Source organism: Caldicellulosiruptor sp. DIB 104C, assembly GCF_028198085.1.
Classification (GTDB): Bacteria; Bacillota; Thermoanaerobacteria; order Caldicellulosiruptorales; family Caldicellulosiruptoraceae; genus Caldicellulosiruptor; species Caldicellulosiruptor saccharolyticus.
In genome coordinates this window covers 277,440-295,475 of the sequence record NZ_CP116337.1, presented here as the reverse complement: position 1 = coordinate 295,475, position 18,036 = coordinate 277,440, and the positions used below count along the sequence as shown (strand labels likewise).

The following is an 18,036-nucleotide window of genomic DNA, read 5'->3' as shown; positions in this document are numbered from 1 at the left end:
TTTTGTTTTCTATTTTATGGGTATCTCAAAAAGTGGCGTTTCAAACTCGCCTATAAACTCTATTTCAGGTTCTAAAAGTACCCCAAACTTTTCATACACAGTCTTTTGTGTATGGTAAATAAGTTTTCTTACATCCTCTGCTAAGGCATCACCTAAGTTTACTATAAAACCTGCATGCTTTTCAGAAATAGAAGCATTGCCAACTCTATATCCTTTCAAGCCTGCATCTTCTATAAGCTTTCCTGCAAAATTCCCTGGTGGACGTTTGAAAATGGAGCCTGCACTTGGATACTGCAGCGGCTGTTTTTTTCTTCTTCTCTGGTTGTATTCATTTGCTTTTTCTATGGGCGGGACATCTTCCTCCCCCGCATATTGCAGGCGAAAAGTTGCTTTCAGCAAAATCAGCTTTTCTTCTTTTAGTCTGCTGTATCTATATGAAAATTTCATATCTGACTTTCCAAGTTTAAGGATGTTTAGATTTTCATCCAAAACCTCCGCACATTCAAACACATCTTTTATCTCACCATCGTATGCGCCTGCGTTCATATATACAGCACCGCCAACTGTACCAGGAATGCCTACTGCAAACTCCAAGCCCTTCAAGCCATTTTCGCATGCTTTTCTTGCAACCTGAGAAATCATACACCCACATTCTGCCTCAATCAAATTTTTTTCTGTTTTAAAAAAATCCATCTTAGTTGTGGTAATTATGGCACCATCAAAACCTTTGTCTGAAACAAGGACATTGGAGCAATTTCCAACTATGCGCCAACTAATTCCATTTTCTTTGGCAAGCTGTATAATTTTAATTAGCTCATCTATATTCTTCGGAAAAACAATATATCTTGCTTTCCCGCCGATTTTAAATGTTGTGAAGTCTTTTAAGAGCTTGTCTTTTGAAAATTCAATATTGAGTTTTTCAAGGCCTATTTCAAACTTCACATCAATCACCTGAATACTATCTTTTCAACATTTATTATATTATATTTAGACAAAAATTTTAATTCCTTATTTGAAAAGAGGCAAATTTTTAATCACCTATTTAGGAAATTGGTGGTATAATAATAGTTATTAGTAATTATCCTGCCTTTGAGTTTGCAGAAAACTTTTGAGGAGTGTACAAAAATGATTTTTGAAGTATTGGTAGTATCAATAATAGCTGGATTTATTGGCTCACTTTTGGGAATTGGCGGCGGGCTTATTGTAATTCCTTTTTTGTCAATTGTATTTAAACTTAACATGCACCAGGCAGCAGCAGCTGGGCTTGTGTCTGTCATTGCAACGTCATCTGGTGCTGCCTCTGCGTATGTAAAAGATAAGCTCACGCATCTTAGAATTGGAATGTTTTTGCAGCTTGCAACAGTCATTGGCGGTGTACTTGGAGCAATTTTAAGCGGTTTTTTACCCACAAAGATTTTGTCTGTAATATTTGGAATACTTCTTCTTTACAACTCTTTTTTAATGATAAAAAACAGAACGTCTGATGAAAAGCCAAGAGAATATAGCCAAGCAACAAAATGGACAAAGATTTTAAAGCTCTATGGAAGCTACTATGACAAAATTTTGAACAGAGAAATAACCTATAGCGCCCAAAACACCTTCTGGGGCTTTTTGATGATGACATTTGCAGGGCTTTTGTCTGGTCTTTTGGGAATTGGAAGTGGAATATTTAAAGTTCTGGCTCTTGATACAATAATGAAACTTCCTTTTAAGGTCTCAACTGCAACAAGCAATTTCATGATGGGCGTGACAGCCTTAGCAAGTATTAGCATATATCTTGCAAGAGGGGATATAGTCTATGACATTTGTGGTGCTGTTGCAGTAGGGGTTTTAGGCGGCTCTTTAATTGGCGCAAAGGTCATGCCGTACATAAAGTCAAAATACCTAAAAGTTGCATTTGCCATCATCCTAATTTACACATCAATTGAGATGATAAAAAAGGGGTTGTTATAAAATGGAAAGTAAAAAAAGCTTGGACATAGAAAAGGTAATAAGCTTGATTTTAAGGGTTGGGGTTGTACTTAGCATTGCTGTAATCTCTTTTGGACTTTTAGCACACATTTTAGTTAATGCTAAGGTTGCAAGTTTAATAATAAAGGTGGGGCTCTATATACTCTTTTTAACCCCATTTGCAAGATTGGTGGTCTCTCTCTTTATGTTCCTTCTTGAAAAGGATTTGATTTACTTTGTAATTACCTTAGCTATAATTGTCATTATCGTTTTGAGCAATATGATGGTTTCTTTGAGGTTTTAAAAAAAAGACCACTTCCCAAAAAAGGCGATGGTCTTTTTTATTTAACTTAATATTTTACTACCTTTTTTGAAAACAATATATTCACCGCACCTCAGCTCAAATTCCTCAGGTAGTTCAAAATTATTCAAATCAATGTTTGAAATAATTTCTGGCTTTCTGTCCCATTCACCCCAATAACAGCTATAAACTTCTATTATTTCTCCTTCAGATAAATTAGAAGAAATATAATCAAAAAGCAAATTTATCGCTTTTTTATGAGCCTTATATTTTTCATAATTAATTCTCTTTAGCCTTTCTGAAATATAAAAGTTCCCAAATATTCTGTAAACAAATTTGTTTTTAAAATGCTTTCTCACCTCTTCCTCCTCCTTGGTTATCTCTTCAACATATATCCCTGTTGCATCTTCCCATGTATCATAAACCTCAATTTCATCTTCACTTACATTTGTTAAATCAATTAGTTCAAATATTGTCCCTTTTGGTTTATTTTTTGCTTCCTCAAAAAACTTCTCAAGCCACTTTTTTCTTTTTTCACCTTCACTTTGTTTTAATCCAAAACTCCCAAGTTTCAGCTCTTTGCCAGCTGCTATGTAATGAAAAAGGCTCATTTGAAAATCTCCCCCTTTGAGCATTTATAGTTAATTGATAATAATTTTATCACAATTTAACAAGAGTTAAAAGCATGTTTAAAAATGCTCTTAGAGCAAGACAATCACAAAATGAAAATTTCAACTCCAACAGCCTAATTCTAACTTGTTCGAAAAGCTTTTCATTGACCACATTCTTCAATGTTATGACAATATTGAACATCCACACTATCAGCAAAATCCAAACAAAGGCTTTGCAAAAGGATATCTATAAAATCTGGAAGTTGAGGCTTGTGTTTATCTTGAAGCTTTCCAGTACAAATATTCCAACTGAAAATATATATGCCCAGTATGCATGGCTAAATGGAAGCTTTTTTAGCAAGTACATAAAGAGCAAAACTATCAGAGCTATTAAAATCCACGCACCAAATCCCTATAGGAAATATGACAAAACATTGAAAACAGAGACATTATTTAAAGTACCTACTGTTTTTTTTAAGCTCTGTGCCAAACTTTTTGAGCCACAATTGACACTCCAACTAACGCAAACAAAATGAATATTGTTGGAAAGCAGCCTTTTTCAATTGATCCTTGTAAAAGAAACCTTCCCTTTATTATCGACAAGTATGTTAAAAATAGCATAAATCCAATTCCAAATCCAGCTAAATTCACAAAAACTATCAAAGTAGACTGATTAGCCTGAGCATGAGATAGCTCTGTTTTGTTTATAATCTCATTTCCAAGTATTGTAACAACAAAGTTTTCCACTGGTGGCATAAAGTGAGCAAAGTTTAAAACCAAAGAGATGGACAATAAATGTCATTATGGAAAACACTGTCATCAAGAGTGTACCAACAGTGTATTTAGATATCTTCACAAAGCCCGTTGTAAAACTCATACCAAAGTATTCCTTGTTAACAAGCACATTTAGCTTTAAACTCAAAAGAAAAATTGGCATTGCTACAAAGTAATTCGATAAAAGAGAATTTTTATGTTCTTAACAACATTGTCAAACGTAACATGTCATTTTTAGATAAAAGCTTTCTACACTATCTTTTATTAGTTTCTATACGCTCTTAATAACTTTATAAATAAAATTGTGCTTTGCAAATTTCTATTTTAATGGTATTATAATGTTGTATAGAGGGGTAAAGTGGTAAAAGGGTGAAAGCGGATTCATGATACCATTGTGGGAAAAAGATGTTCCACTTTTTGACCCCCAAAATGGATTTGTACCATATTTAGAACCCTACATACTTGAAAATGGTAAGCAAAACTCATGTATAATTGTCTTTCCAGGTGGGGGATACACACACAGGGCATCACATGAAGCCGAACCTGTTGCAAAGTGGTTAAACAGTATTGGAATTTCAGCTTTTGTGCTTCATTACAGGGTATCACCTTACAAACATCCTGTTCCGCTTTTTGATGCCAAAAGAGCTGTAAGGCTTGTGAGATACAATGCAAAAAAATGGAACATAGACCCAAAAAAAATTGGGGTTTTGGGATTTTCGGCAGGTGGGCACTTGGCATCAACAGTAGGTACTCTCTTTGACCAGGGTGACAAGAAAAGCAATGACCCTGTTGAAAGGGTGTCATGTCGGCCAGATTGCATGATTTTGTGCTATCCTGTTATTAGCATGGCAGAGTTTACACATGATGGCTCAAAAAAGGCCTTGTTAGGTGACTCTCCTGACCCTGTTTTGGTTTGGACATTATCTTCCCAGAACATGGTGACTGAAAGAACACCACCAACTTTTTTGTGGCACACAAGTGACGACAGTTCAGTTAGAGTTGAAAATTCTCTTTTGTTCGCAATGGCGCTAAAAAAACACAACGTACCTTTTGAACTTCACATCTTCCCACATGGAAGACATGGCCTTGGACTTGCTAAAGACACGCCTCATATTGAGGCTTGGACAAAGCTTTGTGAAATGTGGCTTGAGAGCATTGGATTTATTGAAAAAGCACTTTGAAATTCGGCAGTAATTTAAAATTCATAATAGATTAAAGGAGGTTTTTGAGTATGCTTGAAAACACAAGCTATCAGATGAAAAGAAGAAGCGTTGATGAGCTGATTCAGCACCTTAAGACATTTGAGCTTGACCTTAAATTTTCTGTTGGTATCTGGTATTTTTCAGACCATCCAAGCAGATTCCATGCACCACTTGGCGAACCAAAAACAATTGAAGAAAGACTTGAAATCATAGCAAAGCTTAAAGACTATGGAGTTTGCGCTTTAGAGGCTCATTATCCAAACGAAATTAACGAAGACAACTTAGAGCTTTACAAAAAGTTTTCAAGAGATACAGGAATAAAGATTTTATCAGTAATTCCTAATTTGTTCTATGAAAACGATTTCGAATTTTCATCACTCGCCTCACCCATTGAAGAAGTAAGAAAAAAGGCTATCGAGAGACTTAAAACGTCTTTGATGCTAAACAAAGAGCTTGACTGCGAATTTTGTATCATCTGGCCCGGTGGAGATGGATACGAAAACCAATTTGGAATTGACTTTATAAGAATGAGAGACAGGTTTGCTGAAGGTATTGCTGAGGCAATGGATGCTGTGCCAGGTGTAAAGGTTGCAATTGAGCCAAAACCATATGAGCCAAGAGGAAGAATAATTTACGGGCTGACTGGCGAAGGTATACTTCTTGCACAAAAGGTTGAAAAATTGCTGCAAAACCCTGAAAACAAAAAGATTTTAGAGGACGACTCTTTAGTGGGTCTTAATCCTGAGGTTGGACATGTTTTGATGGGATTTGAGGATTTGGCGTATGCATTTTCACTTGCACTTGAGTATGGAAAGCTCTATCATACACACTGGAACAGCCAACCACTTGGAAATTATGACCAAGATTTAAACGTCGGTGTTATCTCACCTGAACAGGCAGAAGCAGCACTTTATGTCATGAAGATGTATGGCTACAGGGGATATTTTGGAATTGACATAAATCCAGAGAGAATGCCAGTTGAGCGAGCTGTTATAAACTCAATTGATGCGATAAAAGCAATGAATGACAGAATTAATAACCTGCCACATGAGGATATAATCGCATGCACAGAAAAGCCACACAAGAATAGAGGCTTACTTGAGGCAATTTTGATAAGAGCAAGGGCAAATAACACTTCAATCTTATCACCTATGCCAAAGGTGGAAAGGTAAAACTCAATTAAAATCAGAGCTTAAAAATTCGGCTGCAAGAGAAAAATTCTTCTTGCAGCCTTTCTTGTTAAAAATTGTATATTCCTTCCAAAATGACACTATTAAAGTTATTGAAACAATTTGAGATTTTTTAAATACCACCTTTCTGTTTTTGCATTATCTACATCTAATTTTTTGTCTGAACTAAATACATAAAAACCCTTTAAACCTTTATCATCCTCTACAATGGCAATACCTTCTGAAATCTTTGAAAAGTGATTTGGCTTTTTAATCTTTGCCTTTACTCTATCCTTCTGTCTTGCCACAGTCATATAAAAGAGTCGATTCATCTTACACCGATTTACTTATGTCTTTGGTTGCCAATAGTTACTCTGAAAGTTTGCTAATCCAAACCCTTAAAAACCTTGACTTACCTTACTCAGAGGAGGAAATATCTAAAATCAAAAATGACCTTAAAAACGAATTCCAGCTCTTTAAATAACGTGAGTTGCCCGAAAATGTCTTCGCTACTTTAAATTGATGGCTACCACTGTGAAATCAGGGACAATTCAAAAGTCAAACAGGCTACCTGCTATGTTGTTCTCGGCATCGATTTTAGATAGCAAAAAAGATATCTTTGGCATTTACACCTTCTTTGGCAAAGAAAACAAAACTGATAGGATGAAAGTCTTTAAAGATTTAATCAACAAGAGGTCCTAAAAAAGTCTTAATAATTGTAAGCGATGACTTCCCTATCAATAAATAGATGCTGTCAAAATCGCTTGCTCTTGAGCTGAGCTTAAGTTTGCTTTTGCCCACCTGCAACGTAATGTAAAACGACATATGACAAAAGAGGATAGTTCAAAATTCAATAAAGAATTAGATAAAATAAGATTATCTTCTTCTGATGTTGATGAAGCTGTCTCTGGATTCAATCAACTTTGCAATGAATACCTTCCTAAATATCCTCGCTTTTTAAAAGGACTTTTAGAAAAAGCTGAGTTTTACTTTGTTCATATAAATTATCCTGAGGAGATTAGAAAGCATATTTACACAACTGAGGCAGTAGAGAGCATAAATAGTATAATTGAAAAGATAAGAATGAAATCGGGCGGATATTTTCAATCAACAGAGATTCTTGAGATTAATATTTATTTTCAAAGAGAGAACTTTAAGCGAGGTAAATGGAAAAATGGAGTACCTCTTATTAGACACCACACTTACGAAATCTTACAACTCTTCAAATTACGCTATGAATTGGATATACAAAATTCTCGACAAGTCTCGACATTCCCATCACTCATTTAAAAACTTCCATTATCATACTTGCAGCATCCCTTCTCATCTAACATCTTCTTTATCTCTTCTATCTCCTTTTTACTCACATTAGTAGTTTCCAAAAAAGTTGCAATTACATTTCTAAAAGACCCACCAAACATCCTCTGTAAAATATCTCTTGCTTCTTCCTTTTTATAGTCCTCCTCAGTTATACTTGCCGTGTAAAAATTGAACTTCCCTTTCTTTTCTACTTTTAGAGCACCTTTTTTAGCTAAGCGATCAATTAAAGTGAATATGGTATTCTTATGCCACTTCTTGTTTGTCTCCATCACTTTTGTTACAATCTCCCTGCCACTCAAAACTCTATTTTCTTTCCATACCACTTTCATTACCTCTAACTCTGCTTTCGAAATCTTTGGAAATGATTTTTCTTTCATAATTTTTGTATACTCCTTTTTTACATGTGTAGTTTATGTTTTTATTTTACACTTGTTAATTATAATTGTCAAGTATTTTAAACAAAAATTTTTATATGTTTGTTGTAAAATTAAATGCAACAAGGTAAGAAATATTGAAGCCATAGCTTCAAACTGTGTATGATAGCAGTATAAAAAGACAAAACCATACACAGGAGGTTTGAAGTTATGACCTATGATAATCATACCACAAAGAGAAGAAGATTTAAACACCTAAGTTAAGCAGAAAGAGAAATTATAGAAAAGTTATTAGAAATTGGGATATGGCATAAGAGAGATAACAAAGGAGCTTCATAAAAAGTGCAAGTACAATTTTACGTGAAGTAAAACAAAGAATAACCACTCAAATGAGAAACTGACACAAGTAACATTTGAAAAATACTTTGCTCAAACAGGTAAAGTTGTGTATGAGATATTAAGAAGCAAAGCGTAACAGGAAAAACAAACTTTTAGAGGTGGAAAAACTTTTGAAGTTTGTAGAATAAAAGATACTGAAAGATAAATGGAATGTTATTACAGTTGTTGAATATTGTAGGCAAAAGCTTGGATTTAGCAAAGATAAGATGGGAGAGAAATTCAATAGAGTGTTCAAAAGTGTAACAAGCGACAATGGTAGTGAAGCAAGTAGGCTTGGAAAAGTCTTAAATGAATTAGGGTCGGAAGGATATTATACACACCCATATTCACATATGTGAGAGGAACAAACGAGCGGGCAAATAGAATTGATAAGGCGTTTTTTACCCAAAGGAAAAGAAATAAGCAAAATATCAAAAGAAGCTATAAAGAGGAGTTGAAGATTTTTGCAATAGACTTCCCAGAAGGATGTTTAACTACAAAAGTAGCATAGAAAAGTTTCTAGAGGAAATGAAGGGAATATGTGAAGCAGATACATTAGAGAAGTTTTTGTAGGTGGTATAGGAGATACCATCCAAATAGGAGAATATATAACACAAAATGACAGCTTTCTTCTTTCCTGCTGGGAAGCAGGCATATATTCGCAACTATTATCATACACAGTTTGTCGAGTTAATCATATTACAATTTTCGGTTCATTTTAAAAAAGTGTTGCATTAATATTGCAATTTAGAAAATTGAATTACGTACCTTGGAATTAGCAAATCTTTGCTTATATTTTTACAAACAATTTAAGAAACTAATAAATGGGGAGGTGAAATTTATGAGAAAAACATTAGCAGTTTTAAGCATTATAGTTCTTTTATCATTTTCAACAGCATTTGCACAAACAAAAACTTATACAGTTCAAGCAGGGGATACTATCTGGAGTATTGCTGTTAAAAACCAAATTGGAATAAGCGAACTTTTGAAAGCAAATCCTCAAATTAAAAATCCTAACCTTATATACCCTGGGCAAAAGATAAATATTCCAAATAGCAACAATTTAAATGTCTTAGAAAATGAAGTAATTAAACTGACAAATCAAGAGAGGGCAAAGGTAGGACTTCCTGCTTTGAAGACAAACTGGCAGCTTTGTCGCGTAGCAAGGTTTAAATCTCAAGACATGGCAAACAAAAACTATTTTTCGCACTACTCTCCTACTTACGGTTCACCTTTTAAAATGATGGAAAGTTTTGGACTAAAGTTCATGGCTGCTGGTGAAAATATTGCATACGGGCAAAGGAGTGCTCAAGAAGTTGTAAGAGCATGGATGTCTTCCCCTGGTCACAGGGCAAATATACTAAGCCCTTCTTTTACTGAGATTGGTGTTGGGGTTGCAAAAAAGAGTAATGGAGTTTTGTATTGGACACAGATGTTTATGAGACCATATTAATAGTTGATAATCTACAACATAAAGATACCGAAAACTAATAACTGGGGACCAAAAAGAGCATTTTTAAAAATGGTCCCCTGTTTTTTATTTTACATTTATTTCTACTCGTTCTATCTTGCTATTCGATATGTTAATCGTATGCGCTCCCACAATATTACTTTTTGCATTTGCATTATACATACTTTTGTACACAAGCCTGCCATTTGCGTCAAAACCATTTACTTGAATTTTTATATTTTTGTCATTTCCATAATTTGTAATAATAATATACAATTTTCTTCGCTCTCTGTCGAATAACTTTTCCTGAATCTTAACACCATCCTGCTCAGGCAAAATTGATACATTAACTTTTTTAACATATGCAGGAATATTATTTACGATACAAGTGTCAATTGTTCCTTTTCGGACTCTAAAGTTTCTCGAACCCACCCAAATTTTTTGCCCTTTTTGGTCATAGCCTTCTATCTTTACCCACAGGTTATCATCTCTTTCAGAATTATTTATGCCAACTATATACAAATTACCTTGCTTGTTCAAACACCAGTCAACAACAAATGAAGGCATAGATTTGTTTTGTACAATTTCAACCTGAATATTTTTCAAATAAGTAGGCACACCTGAAATAACACTTGTGTCAATAGTCTGCGGTTTTAACCGGACATTTCTTGAGCTTAAAAATATCTTGTTATTTCTGTCGTCGTACCCTCTTATTACTAAAAACTGCATATCCTTTTTTGTATTATTCACAGTTACAATGTATAAATTCCCTGCTTTATCTAAGCACCAGTCCACAACGTATGAAGAATCAGCCTTATTTTCGATGATTTTGACCTTTACATCCTTTATATCCGAAGGAATACCTGATATCACAGTTGTATCAATTGTTTTACTCTGAATCTGCATATTTCTTGTTGTTAAAAATACTTTATTTGATTTATCACCATATCCTTCTATTACTAAATAAAGCATATTAGCAGCAGTATTGTTCACCGCCACAACATACAAATTCCTATTTTTACTTAAACACCAATCTACAATATATGAAGAGTCAGCCTTATCCGGAACAACTTCAACTTTAACACTTCTCACATCTGGAGGAATATTTGAAATTATAGCTGTATCAATAATTCCTCGTTGAATCTGCATATTTCTGGAGCTTAAAAACACTTTATTCTGCTTTTCATCATATCCTTTTATGGCCAAAAACAGCTTATTTTCAGACGTAAAGTTAGTAGCAACTATAAATAAATCTCCTGTTTCTCTATTCAAAACCCAGTCAAGAAGATTAATAGCTTTTTCACTTGTGAAACACTCAACTTCCCACTTTTCAGGCACAACAGTTTCTGGTAAGTTAAGTTGTGCAATACATGTATCAATAGCATAACCTTCTGTACTGATTAGTTTCTTAATATCAAAAACCATGTTTCGTGAACTCAAAGCTATTTTTTTACCATTTAAGTCATACCCACTAAGTTTCAAATATAGATAGCGGTCAAACATTTGATTCCTATCTATGATAGCCTTTTTTTGTGAAATATTTTCAAAATGCGGCTCATAATATGTTGCCGTGATATACACTCTTCTTTCAATCTTGTCACAAGCCCAATCAACCACCCGAGTTGACTTAATGGTTGCATATTCAAGGTATGCTTCAATATATGCAAGATCAGAAGGTGTATCTGTTTCTATATCCAGCCTTTCCTTTCCTTCTGAAAGATTTCTAATATTCATTGATGAAACATAGCACAGCTCATTGTTTTGATTATATCCACGGACAACTATGAACGCAGGACTTATATTTGACTTTGGTTCTTTGTAAACATCAACAAAAACGGAATTTTGTAGCCACGTAACTTCTGTTATTGAAATACCGATTTTTTTATTTAAAGGATAAGCTTCCACTTTATTGACATTATTACCATCTATCTTGTACCTAAATGTTTGATTATTAACTTGGTAGAGTGTTAAATAATAATCCTCGGTGGTTTTATTTTTTCGGTAAATTCTTATCTTAATATCAATACTTTTCTTTAAAAAATCTTGTGGAAGTTTGATGTAAGCATAATTTTTGTCAAAATAACATTGAAGTTTTTTATCAACTTTTAACTCATAAAGTTTTTTGACAGGTGTATTAGTCTGCTGAGTTACGTTTTCTCCTTTTGCAATATCATTTACAATGCAGAATCTAACAATAATTACTAAAAATAGAGTTACAAAACTAATAATTAATTTCTTTGCATTAATATTTGTCACTTTTGTATCCCTCCCATTTGCGGTTTAGTAAGAGAGACTTTATTAAAGAAGGTTGTTACTATCTGGGCAATCTTTACTTTACGTTGTTATTTAGTAAATCTTTGTGTCCTTTACATGCTTTATATATTCTCTCATAAATTTTCTTTTACCAACCCTGTCAATATTATAACACATATTTCTTGAAAACGTTGCTTTTATACTGAAAAAATCATTTATTAGAATTAATAATATAATATTTTGCCAAAAAATTGAGAGAATGCATTTATTTTTTTTGTTTAATCTTACAATTGTAGTATTTGTACATGTGTGGTATAATATATTAAAAAATAAATTACTCAAGAGGTGATTAGAAAATGTTTGAAAATTAGTGGGTAAAACCTTAAGAGGGATTATAATTTTTTAATCTAAGAAAGGAGTTGATTTGTAATGCAAATTAAAAAAATGACCAATTGTAAAATTCTGAAAGCAACAATATTAATTTTATTTTTGCTTTTAGTTCCTATTTTGTACAAGTTGAATATTGTTGTTGCTGAAAGTAGATCTGAGAACAACAAAAGCGATATAGTAATTTTGAAAACAGAAGTTATTCCATCTCAAAATGGTGATAAGATAAGAAAAAATTATTTTTCAAATGGTGGTTATGAAGAAATTTGTATCGACAAAAATGGCAAAACCAAAAAATGGGTATCATATGATAAAAACGGCAATTTATTGATAGAAATAATTTATGATGATTATGGTGGTGAAATTATTCATTTACCTGATTGGTCCGTTGAATCTCTGAAAGAAAAAGGACTTTATATTGATCCTTCACAAAACAAATCTCTTTCAGATGAACCCGATGATGTTAAAATTGAATCTCAAATCCAACAAAATAAAAAAGAACAGAGTCCTGATTTTTCAACCTCTGCTATAGCAAATCCCGGAGCCTACTATGATGTAGAAACAAATCCTATTCTTTACAGAATCGAATACGTAAACGGCAAAGAAGTGAAAATTTATGCACGACATACTTTGGGTTCAAAACATGATGATAATTATTTATTGACTTATGGCGATATTTCCAGTTATCAAGGAACATCAAGTAAGAATGTGGCTTTGCCATATCGTTGGGAAGATGTCTCATATGGTACAAAAGTAGAAGTACGCAACCTACAAAATAACAAAAAACTGGTATTATATAGAAATGATTTTGGACCTAATCAAATACCAAATACTGATTTAGTCTATCGAATAATGGACATATCCTATAACTACATGAAAGAGTTGAGCGGCCAAGAAAATAATTTAGTTTATGGCCGAACATGGCTTCAGGTTAAACAATTCTTTAACTAAATACGTGGACGAAGGAGTTTAAAAAATGAAAAATAAATTAACTATAATTTTAATTATAGCCATATGCTTCCTTGTGGTAACAATTTCACCTATTAATTGCGCCAATAGAAAAAATGATTTGATTCTTTCCTGCACATGGTTAAAATCATCATTTGGAGTAAATCAAGATGCAATATTTGTTTGGGATATTAAAGAACTCTTAAGTGGTAAAAAACCTACTCTGCATCTTGTCTGGAAGGGTGGAAGAGGTACAAACCCTGAAGCAGCAATTTCACCTGATGGTAAATATATGGCAATTTCTACGTGGAATCAACAAAGAGATGCACAAAATATCATACTTTTAGACCTTAAAACAAAAAAAGAAGATTGGCTTACAAAGGATTTCAGTGAACAATTTTTTATACATTGGATAAATAACAATCTTTTGCTTATTTATAATATTCCACATAAAACAAACGGTAAGTTTAGTGTCCAGATATGGAACATTAAAAGCAAAAAAATGATAAAAGAAATTGATACCCAAAGTCTTATCAGTCCACCTAAAAATGCACAATTTGATTTAATTAATATTGCTCCATCAGAATTAGATAATCAGCTTATTTTCATAAACTGGATTCAAGAGAAGAAATTTAAAGAATATATTCACAACAACGAAAAAACTCTCTATCTTCCTATTTATCCATACCAAATTACATGGTTCGAGAAAAATAATTTTAAAATAGTAAAAAGAATTTCTTATCCTGCTATAAATAATTTGCCATATCCACCAAAACAACATTTTGATATATCACCAAATGGAACTTTTGCTTTTATAACAGATATTCTATCTACCAAAGAAGCATCCTATCCAGAAAAAAATTTAATCAGAATTATGAAATTAGAAAACAATGAAAAAACTTTTAAAACTTTATTCACCATACTACCTACAAATAATATTGTTCAATATGATTCAGTTAAATTTTTTGATAACAATTACCTCATCTTCAGTGAAAAAGAAATCAAAAACAATAAAACAAAATATTACGTGGCTGTGTACGATATTAATAATAAAAAAATGTGGAGATTTGAACCAACTTGGAATGGAAAAAATATAGCACTTGTTAATCACAAAGTAGTACCAAGAGCATTTTCTATAAATTCGTTTTTGAAAAGCAAATAAAGGACTCTTTAAAAACTTAATTTTCCATATTGCTTTCTTACTATATAGAATTCAGAAACAAAACACTAAAGTTAAGGGGCTGTCCCAAAACAATAATTTTCAATAGCCAAAACCAAGCATCTGATAGTATTAAATGTTAATATTGAACTATGAAGTAAAAAAACAAGAGGGTTGGCTGACAATTTTGCCCCAACCCTCTATTATTATCTTCGCTAACCTTTCCATGTTATAAGCAATACAAACCAAACTCTACTTTAGCTTCACGCCCTTCAAGCCCCTGAGCAGGAAACTCCTAAATCCTTTATTGTTCTTTATTATCCCAAATACTGTCTCAACTTCTATCTTCCTTCTGCTGTAAATTTCTTTGCCTTCTTTGCTCAAAAGTCTTTCTCTTACTTCATTCTTTAACCTCTTAAACCTCGGCCTTATCCTAAATCTCTTTTTCCATCTCTTGCCTCTGTAACGCTTATCCTTGTGCTCACATCCATTGCATGTATCCTCACATTCGTATATCTTCTCCCAACTTACAAATCCCCTCTCATTTACATCTACCCTCGGATATAAGTATTTCACCTTCTTACCAGCAGGACAAATATATGCATCTTCAGAGGCAATATACTCCCAATTCCTGCTATTGAACTTGTCCTTCTTAAATTTCCTTGGCTGCTCTAAGTTAAATGTGTTATACTTAAATAGAACTATTGATGCCACGTTTTTTCAAATGAAGGTAGTTTCAATCAAGCCCATAGCCACTGTCTGCTACAATGTTCTTTGGCTTGTGAGCTGTTATCTTTTCCACAAGCTCAAGATGTTCTTTTAAACACATGTAGCCGTGGGGCTTTGGTGGATGCTAAAACCTATGACAAATCGGTTCTGTGTGCCGATTTGTACATTATACCCGGCTTTTAATTCCCGTTTTTCATACGGTCATCCTTCAGCCTCATAAACGTGGCATCATTGTCTGTTTTAGAAAAACTGTTCCTGCCATTTAAAATTGCCTCATTAATTTTCATACTTTTTGAGCCTGAAAACACAATCATTTTTCAATACCTTTACCAGCTTCTTTACTCTTTTCTCTTGCTTTTAAACTCAGCCTACTCAAGTTTTTGGTTTATTTGCTCAATCTTTTCTTCTAACTGCTTGCTATCACGTCAATTTCTAACTTTACTCCCAAATCTTTCAATGCTTGTCTTCCTCTTCATTTATTTTTTCAATCTCTTCAATTATGTTTTTCACTTTCTCTCTTAACTTCTTTTCGAAAGTTCTTGTACTTTTAGCCCAAACAAATGAATGCTTGTTTGCATTAGCTTCAGGTTTTGTCCTATCAAGATAGTAATAATCGAAGTTTACATATCCTAACTGTACAAGAAGTTTAACCACCTGAGCAAAAATATTTTCAATTGTCTCTCCTAAAATTTCTTTTTTAAATCTGTTGATAGTTCTAAAATCAGGGACTTGATACTTTGAGAGCCACATAAAAGTAATATTTTCTTGTAAAGCCTGAGCTATTTTTCTTGATGAATAAATACCTTGTATGTAAGGCGTATATTAAAACTTTTAATAACATTAGTGGATGGTAACTACTTGTACCACCGCCTTTGTACCTTTCTATTGTGGTGGATATATCTATCTTATCAATGATTTTATCAATTACTCTGACCAGATGATTTTGAGGTATAAAAGCTTCTGGGTCGATAGGCGTCAAATTATGGACTGTAATTTTTGAAGACAACTTTATCATGTTTAAGAGCTATGGGTTATTACCTCATGTTATCACTTTTGATATATTATATCATAAATATATCATAATATCAATATATCAAAATTAAAGGGGCTGTCCAGTTATCTTTTTGGACAGCTCCTGAATTGCGGTTGATAAATATTCAGTTTAGGGATATAATAAAACTGGTGATGATTATAAAATTCGATTCAAATAAACATTCAGTATTTCTTCTATACTATCATTTGATTTTAGTAACGAAATATAGAAGAGATGTAATAGATGAGAAAATTTCAAAAAGACTAAAAGAAATTTTTGAGTACATTCAACCCAATTACAATATAACTCTGCTTGAGTGGAATTATGATAAAGACTATGTGCACATTTTGTTCAAGGCAACTCCTACAACACCACTTTCCAAGTTTATAAATGCTTATAAAAGTGCCTCTTCAAGACTCATAAAAAAGGAATTTCCCCAAATTAAGCAAAAATTGTGGAAGGAATATTTTTGGTCAAGAAGTTATTGTTTGCTGACAAGTGGTGGCGCTCCAGTTGAAATGATTAGAAGATACATTGAAAGTCAAGGTGAGAAAGGAAGAAGGAAGGTTCTAAAAGTTGGGAGAAAGCAATAGAAAGACTTACAAAAGAGCATGAGTATTTAAAGAATGCAAGGGAAGATTTTTTGCACAAGCTTTCCAAGGCCATCATAGACGAGAGCCAAGTCGTGGTGGTCGAAAGTATAAATATAAAGGGGCCATCAAGGGGAAACTTGGCAAAACACATTTTAGACAGTTCATGGTCGAAGTTTTTAGGATACCTTTCATACAAAGCAGATTGGTATGACAGAACAGTTGTTGTGGTAGATAGGACATTCCTAACGTCAAAAATATGCAGTAGATGTGGATATATTTACAGAAATCTCAAGTTATCGGAGCGGGTATGGGAATGTCCTGTATGTAAAGCTGTTCATGACAGGGATGAGAATGCAGCTACAAACCTGCGAAATTATGTTGCTGTTTGTGTAAATAGTCAGTAGGGTAGGGACTACCCGAATTTACGCCTGTTAAGACCTGAACCTCTACTGCTGGGAAATACTTTCCCAGCAGCAAGTCCGGTCGATGAAACAGAAAACCACCACCTCTTCAGGTGGGTGGTAGTTCACTAATGTATAAACAATCATTTGAACCTTAAAAAGGAGGCACACCATGAAAAGAAGCAAAGTTATTAAAACAAGTTTTATTTTTATTACTATCCTCATAATAGCTTTTGGTACCACATTTATACCAACATTACAACTAAAAACAAAAAATATGAAGGTAAAAATAGGAAGGTGGGCAGATGTATATTACAAAAAAGAGGAAGCAGCTGCTTTAGATTGTTTTAATTTAGCAGAACAGAGAGCAAAATATCTTATGGACAAATTAGGTATTAAAGAAAAATCTAAAATAAAAATATTTATTTATGACAAACAATCCACGTTCCAAACTAAAAAATACGGATTAATAACTCTTCTTTTTAACCTTGACTGGTATATTGGCGACAACATAGGTTCAACAGTTATATTAACCTCACCTACAAATCCAGGAAGATTACATAACTACGAAAGTATTAAACAAGCTCTTCTGCATGAAATGGTGCATACTTATCAGTATTTGATTAATCCAAAAATGAAAAAATGGCTGAAAGAGGGTGTTGCCTTATATTTAACCAACGGCGGACAACTGAAAAGAGGGGAACTGCAAAACATAAAAATCCCTTCATTCGAAGATATCCAGACAGAAAATCCAATTAAATTTGCAAACATAGGTGGATATATTTTCGCAGATACTTACATCGAATACTTAGACAAAAATTATGGCTGGTACAAGGTGTTACAATTACTAAAAACTAACAATTTCAAGAAAACCTTTGGAAAGACAGAAAAAGAAATATATGAGGAATGGGTGAATTATATCAAAACAGCTTATTGAAGAAACTTGAAAATTTTCAAAAAAGCAAGGGACTGTCAAGAATTATTTGAGATGGACAGCCCCCGCT

General features: G+C 33.3%; 15 protein-coding genes and 4 pseudogenes. 12 read left to right on the top strand and 7 right to left on the bottom strand.

Translation table 11 applies throughout. The features are described 5' to 3' along the window. Positions 1-9: 9 nt before the first annotated feature. On the bottom strand, positions 10-942 hold the full coding sequence (murB, locus tag PGC14_RS01280; RefSeq protein ID WP_271629848.1) for a UDP-N-acetylmuramate dehydrogenase: 933 nt from the start codon (positions 940-942) through the stop codon (positions 10-12). Positions 943-1,125: 183 nt separating this feature from the next. On the opposite strand from murB, the gene PGC14_RS01275 reads away from it, so the two are divergent. Beyond that, positions 1,126-1,953 carry a sulfite exporter TauE/SafE family protein gene (locus PGC14_RS01275; protein WP_039767609.1) on the top strand — a complete coding sequence of 276 codons (828 nt, stop codon included), beginning with the start codon at positions 1,126-1,128 and terminating at the stop codon, positions 1,951-1,953. 1 nt (position 1,954) lies between these two features. Further along, positions 1,955-2,254, top strand: a complete 300-nt coding sequence (locus PGC14_RS01270) for a DUF1634 domain-containing protein (RefSeq protein WP_271629321.1) — start codon at positions 1,955-1,957, stop codon at positions 2,252-2,254. A gap of 41 nt (positions 2,255-2,295) precedes the next feature. Here PGC14_RS01270 and PGC14_RS01265 read toward each other — a convergent pair whose 3' ends face one another. Both PGC14_RS01265 and PGC14_RS01260 read right to left on the bottom strand, forming a co-directional pair. Further along, positions 2,296-2,862 carry a hypothetical protein gene (locus tag PGC14_RS01265; protein WP_271629320.1) on the bottom strand — a complete coding sequence of 189 codons (567 nt, stop codon included), beginning with the start codon at positions 2,860-2,862 and terminating at the stop codon, positions 2,296-2,298. Positions 2,863-3,336: 474 nt separating this feature from the next. After that, on the bottom strand, positions 3,337-3,618 hold the full coding sequence (locus PGC14_RS01260) for a hypothetical protein (RefSeq protein ID WP_271629319.1): 282 nt from the start codon (positions 3,616-3,618) through the stop codon (positions 3,337-3,339). Positions 3,619-4,019: 401 nt separating this feature from the next. Here PGC14_RS01260 and PGC14_RS01255 point away from each other — a divergent pair, with 401 nt between their 5' ends. Together PGC14_RS01255 and PGC14_RS01250 are read left to right on the top strand one after the other, a co-directional pair. After that, on the top strand, positions 4,020-4,817 hold the full coding sequence (locus tag PGC14_RS01255; protein ID WP_271629318.1) for an alpha/beta hydrolase: 798 nt from the start codon (positions 4,020-4,022) through the stop codon (positions 4,815-4,817). Positions 4,818-4,867: 50 nt separating this feature from the next. After that, the gene (locus tag PGC14_RS01250; protein WP_039767612.1) at positions 4,868-6,010 is read left to right on the top strand and encodes a TIM barrel protein; all 1,143 of its coding nucleotides are present in this window, start codon (positions 4,868-4,870) and stop codon (positions 6,008-6,010) included. A gap of 107 nt (positions 6,011-6,117) precedes the next feature. On the opposite strand, the gene PGC14_RS01245 is transcribed toward PGC14_RS01250, so the two are convergent. Next, positions 6,118-6,321, bottom strand: a complete 204-nt coding sequence (locus PGC14_RS01245; RefSeq protein ID WP_039767613.1) for a hypothetical protein — start codon at positions 6,319-6,321, stop codon at positions 6,118-6,120. Between PGC14_RS01245 and PGC14_RS01240 the strand changes: the two are divergent. Then, positions 6,300-7,297: pseudogene (locus tag PGC14_RS01240) on the top strand (IS256 family transposase); the annotation flags it as partial. The gene PGC14_RS01245 and the pseudogene PGC14_RS01240 sit on opposite strands and share 22 nt — an antisense overlap. Here PGC14_RS01240 and PGC14_RS01235 read toward each other — a convergent pair. Then, on the bottom strand, positions 7,294-7,704 hold the full coding sequence (locus PGC14_RS01235) for a BlaI/MecI/CopY family transcriptional regulator (protein ID WP_039767615.1): 411 nt from the start codon (positions 7,702-7,704) through the stop codon (positions 7,294-7,296). The pseudogene PGC14_RS01240 and the gene PGC14_RS01235 overlap by 4 nt on opposite strands. Before the next feature lie 207 nt (positions 7,705-7,911). On the opposite strand from PGC14_RS01235, the pseudogene PGC14_RS13440 reads away from it, so the two are divergent. Both PGC14_RS13440 and safA read left to right on the top strand, forming a co-directional pair. Continuing rightward, positions 7,912-8,652 (top strand): annotated as a pseudogene (locus tag PGC14_RS13440) (IS30 family transposase). A 268-nt stretch (positions 8,653-8,920) separates the two neighbouring features. Continuing rightward, positions 8,921-9,532, top strand: a complete 612-nt coding sequence (gene safA, locus PGC14_RS01230; RefSeq protein WP_039767616.1) for a SafA/ExsA family spore coat assembly protein — start codon at positions 8,921-8,923, stop codon at positions 9,530-9,532. A gap of 84 nt (positions 9,533-9,616) precedes the next feature. On the opposite strand, the gene PGC14_RS01225 is transcribed toward safA, so the two are convergent. After that, the gene (locus PGC14_RS01225) at positions 9,617-11,785 is read right to left on the bottom strand and encodes a hypothetical protein (protein ID WP_271629317.1); all 2,169 of its coding nucleotides are present in this window, start codon (positions 11,783-11,785) and stop codon (positions 9,617-9,619) included. A 426-nt stretch (positions 11,786-12,211) separates the two neighbouring features. Between PGC14_RS01225 and PGC14_RS01220 the strand changes: the two genes are divergently transcribed. Both PGC14_RS01220 and PGC14_RS01215 read left to right on the top strand, forming a co-directional pair. After that, positions 12,212-13,120, top strand: coding sequence for a hypothetical protein (locus tag PGC14_RS01220; protein WP_271629316.1), 909 nt, complete (start codon positions 12,212-12,214; stop codon positions 13,118-13,120). Positions 13,121-13,145: 25 nt separating this feature from the next. Next, positions 13,146-14,279, top strand: a complete 1,134-nt coding sequence (locus PGC14_RS01215; protein WP_237738236.1) for a hypothetical protein — start codon at positions 13,146-13,148, stop codon at positions 14,277-14,279. A 71-nt stretch (positions 14,280-14,350) separates the two neighbouring features. On the opposite strand, the pseudogene PGC14_RS01210 reads toward PGC14_RS01215, so the two are convergent. Next, a pseudogene (locus PGC14_RS01210) lies at positions 14,351-16,033 on the bottom strand (IS1182 family transposase). Between the two features lie 163 nt (positions 16,034-16,196). Here PGC14_RS01210 and tnpA point away from each other — a divergent pair. From tnpA to PGC14_RS01195, 3 genes and pseudogenes are all read left to right on the top strand, one after another. Then, positions 16,197-16,631, top strand: coding sequence for an IS200/IS605 family transposase (tnpA, locus tag PGC14_RS01205; protein ID WP_039766240.1), 435 nt, complete (start codon positions 16,197-16,199; stop codon positions 16,629-16,631). Next, positions 16,592-17,035: pseudogene (locus tag PGC14_RS01200) on the top strand (RNA-guided endonuclease TnpB family protein); the annotation flags it as partial. The gene tnpA and the pseudogene PGC14_RS01200, both read left to right, overlap by 40 nt. A 169-nt stretch (positions 17,036-17,204) precedes the next feature. Then, positions 17,205-17,969, top strand: coding sequence for a hypothetical protein (locus PGC14_RS01195; protein ID WP_271629315.1), 765 nt, complete (start codon positions 17,205-17,207; stop codon positions 17,967-17,969). Positions 17,970-18,036 lie beyond the last annotated feature (67 nt).

Excerpts from the sequence above, each read along its gene's own strand:
- PGC14_RS01275 (WP_039767609.1), top strand. The coding sequence starts at position 1,126 with ATGATTTTTGAAGTATTGGTAGTATCAATAATAGCTGGATTTATTGGC.
- PGC14_RS01270 (WP_271629321.1), top strand. The coding sequence starts at position 1,955 with ATGGAAAGTAAAAAAAGCTTGGACATAGAAAAGGTAATAAGCTTGATT.
- PGC14_RS01265 (WP_271629320.1), bottom strand. The coding sequence starts at position 2,862 with ATGAGCCTTTTTCATTACATAGCAGCTGGCAAAGAGCTGAAACTTGGG.
- PGC14_RS01260 (WP_271629319.1), bottom strand. The coding sequence starts at position 3,618 with ATGCCACCAGTGGAAAACTTTGTTGTTACAATACTTGGAAATGAGATT.
- PGC14_RS01255 (WP_271629318.1), top strand. The coding sequence starts at position 4,020 with ATGATACCATTGTGGGAAAAAGATGTTCCACTTTTTGACCCCCAAAAT.
- PGC14_RS01250 (WP_039767612.1), top strand. The coding sequence starts at position 4,868 with ATGCTTGAAAACACAAGCTATCAGATGAAAAGAAGAAGCGTTGATGAG.
- PGC14_RS01245 (WP_039767613.1), bottom strand. The coding sequence starts at position 6,321 with ATGACTGTGGCAAGACAGAAGGATAGAGTAAAGGCAAAGATTAAAAAG.
- PGC14_RS01235 (WP_039767615.1), bottom strand. The coding sequence starts at position 7,704 with ATGAAAGAAAAATCATTTCCAAAGATTTCGAAAGCAGAGTTAGAGGTA.
- safA (WP_039767616.1), top strand. The coding sequence starts at position 8,921 with ATGAGAAAAACATTAGCAGTTTTAAGCATTATAGTTCTTTTATCATTT.
- PGC14_RS01220 (WP_271629316.1), top strand. The coding sequence starts at position 12,212 with ATGCAAATTAAAAAAATGACCAATTGTAAAATTCTGAAAGCAACAATA.
- PGC14_RS01215 (WP_237738236.1), top strand. The coding sequence starts at position 13,146 with ATGAAAAATAAATTAACTATAATTTTAATTATAGCCATATGCTTCCTT.
- PGC14_RS01195 (WP_271629315.1), top strand. The coding sequence starts at position 17,205 with ATGAAAAGAAGCAAAGTTATTAAAACAAGTTTTATTTTTATTACTATC.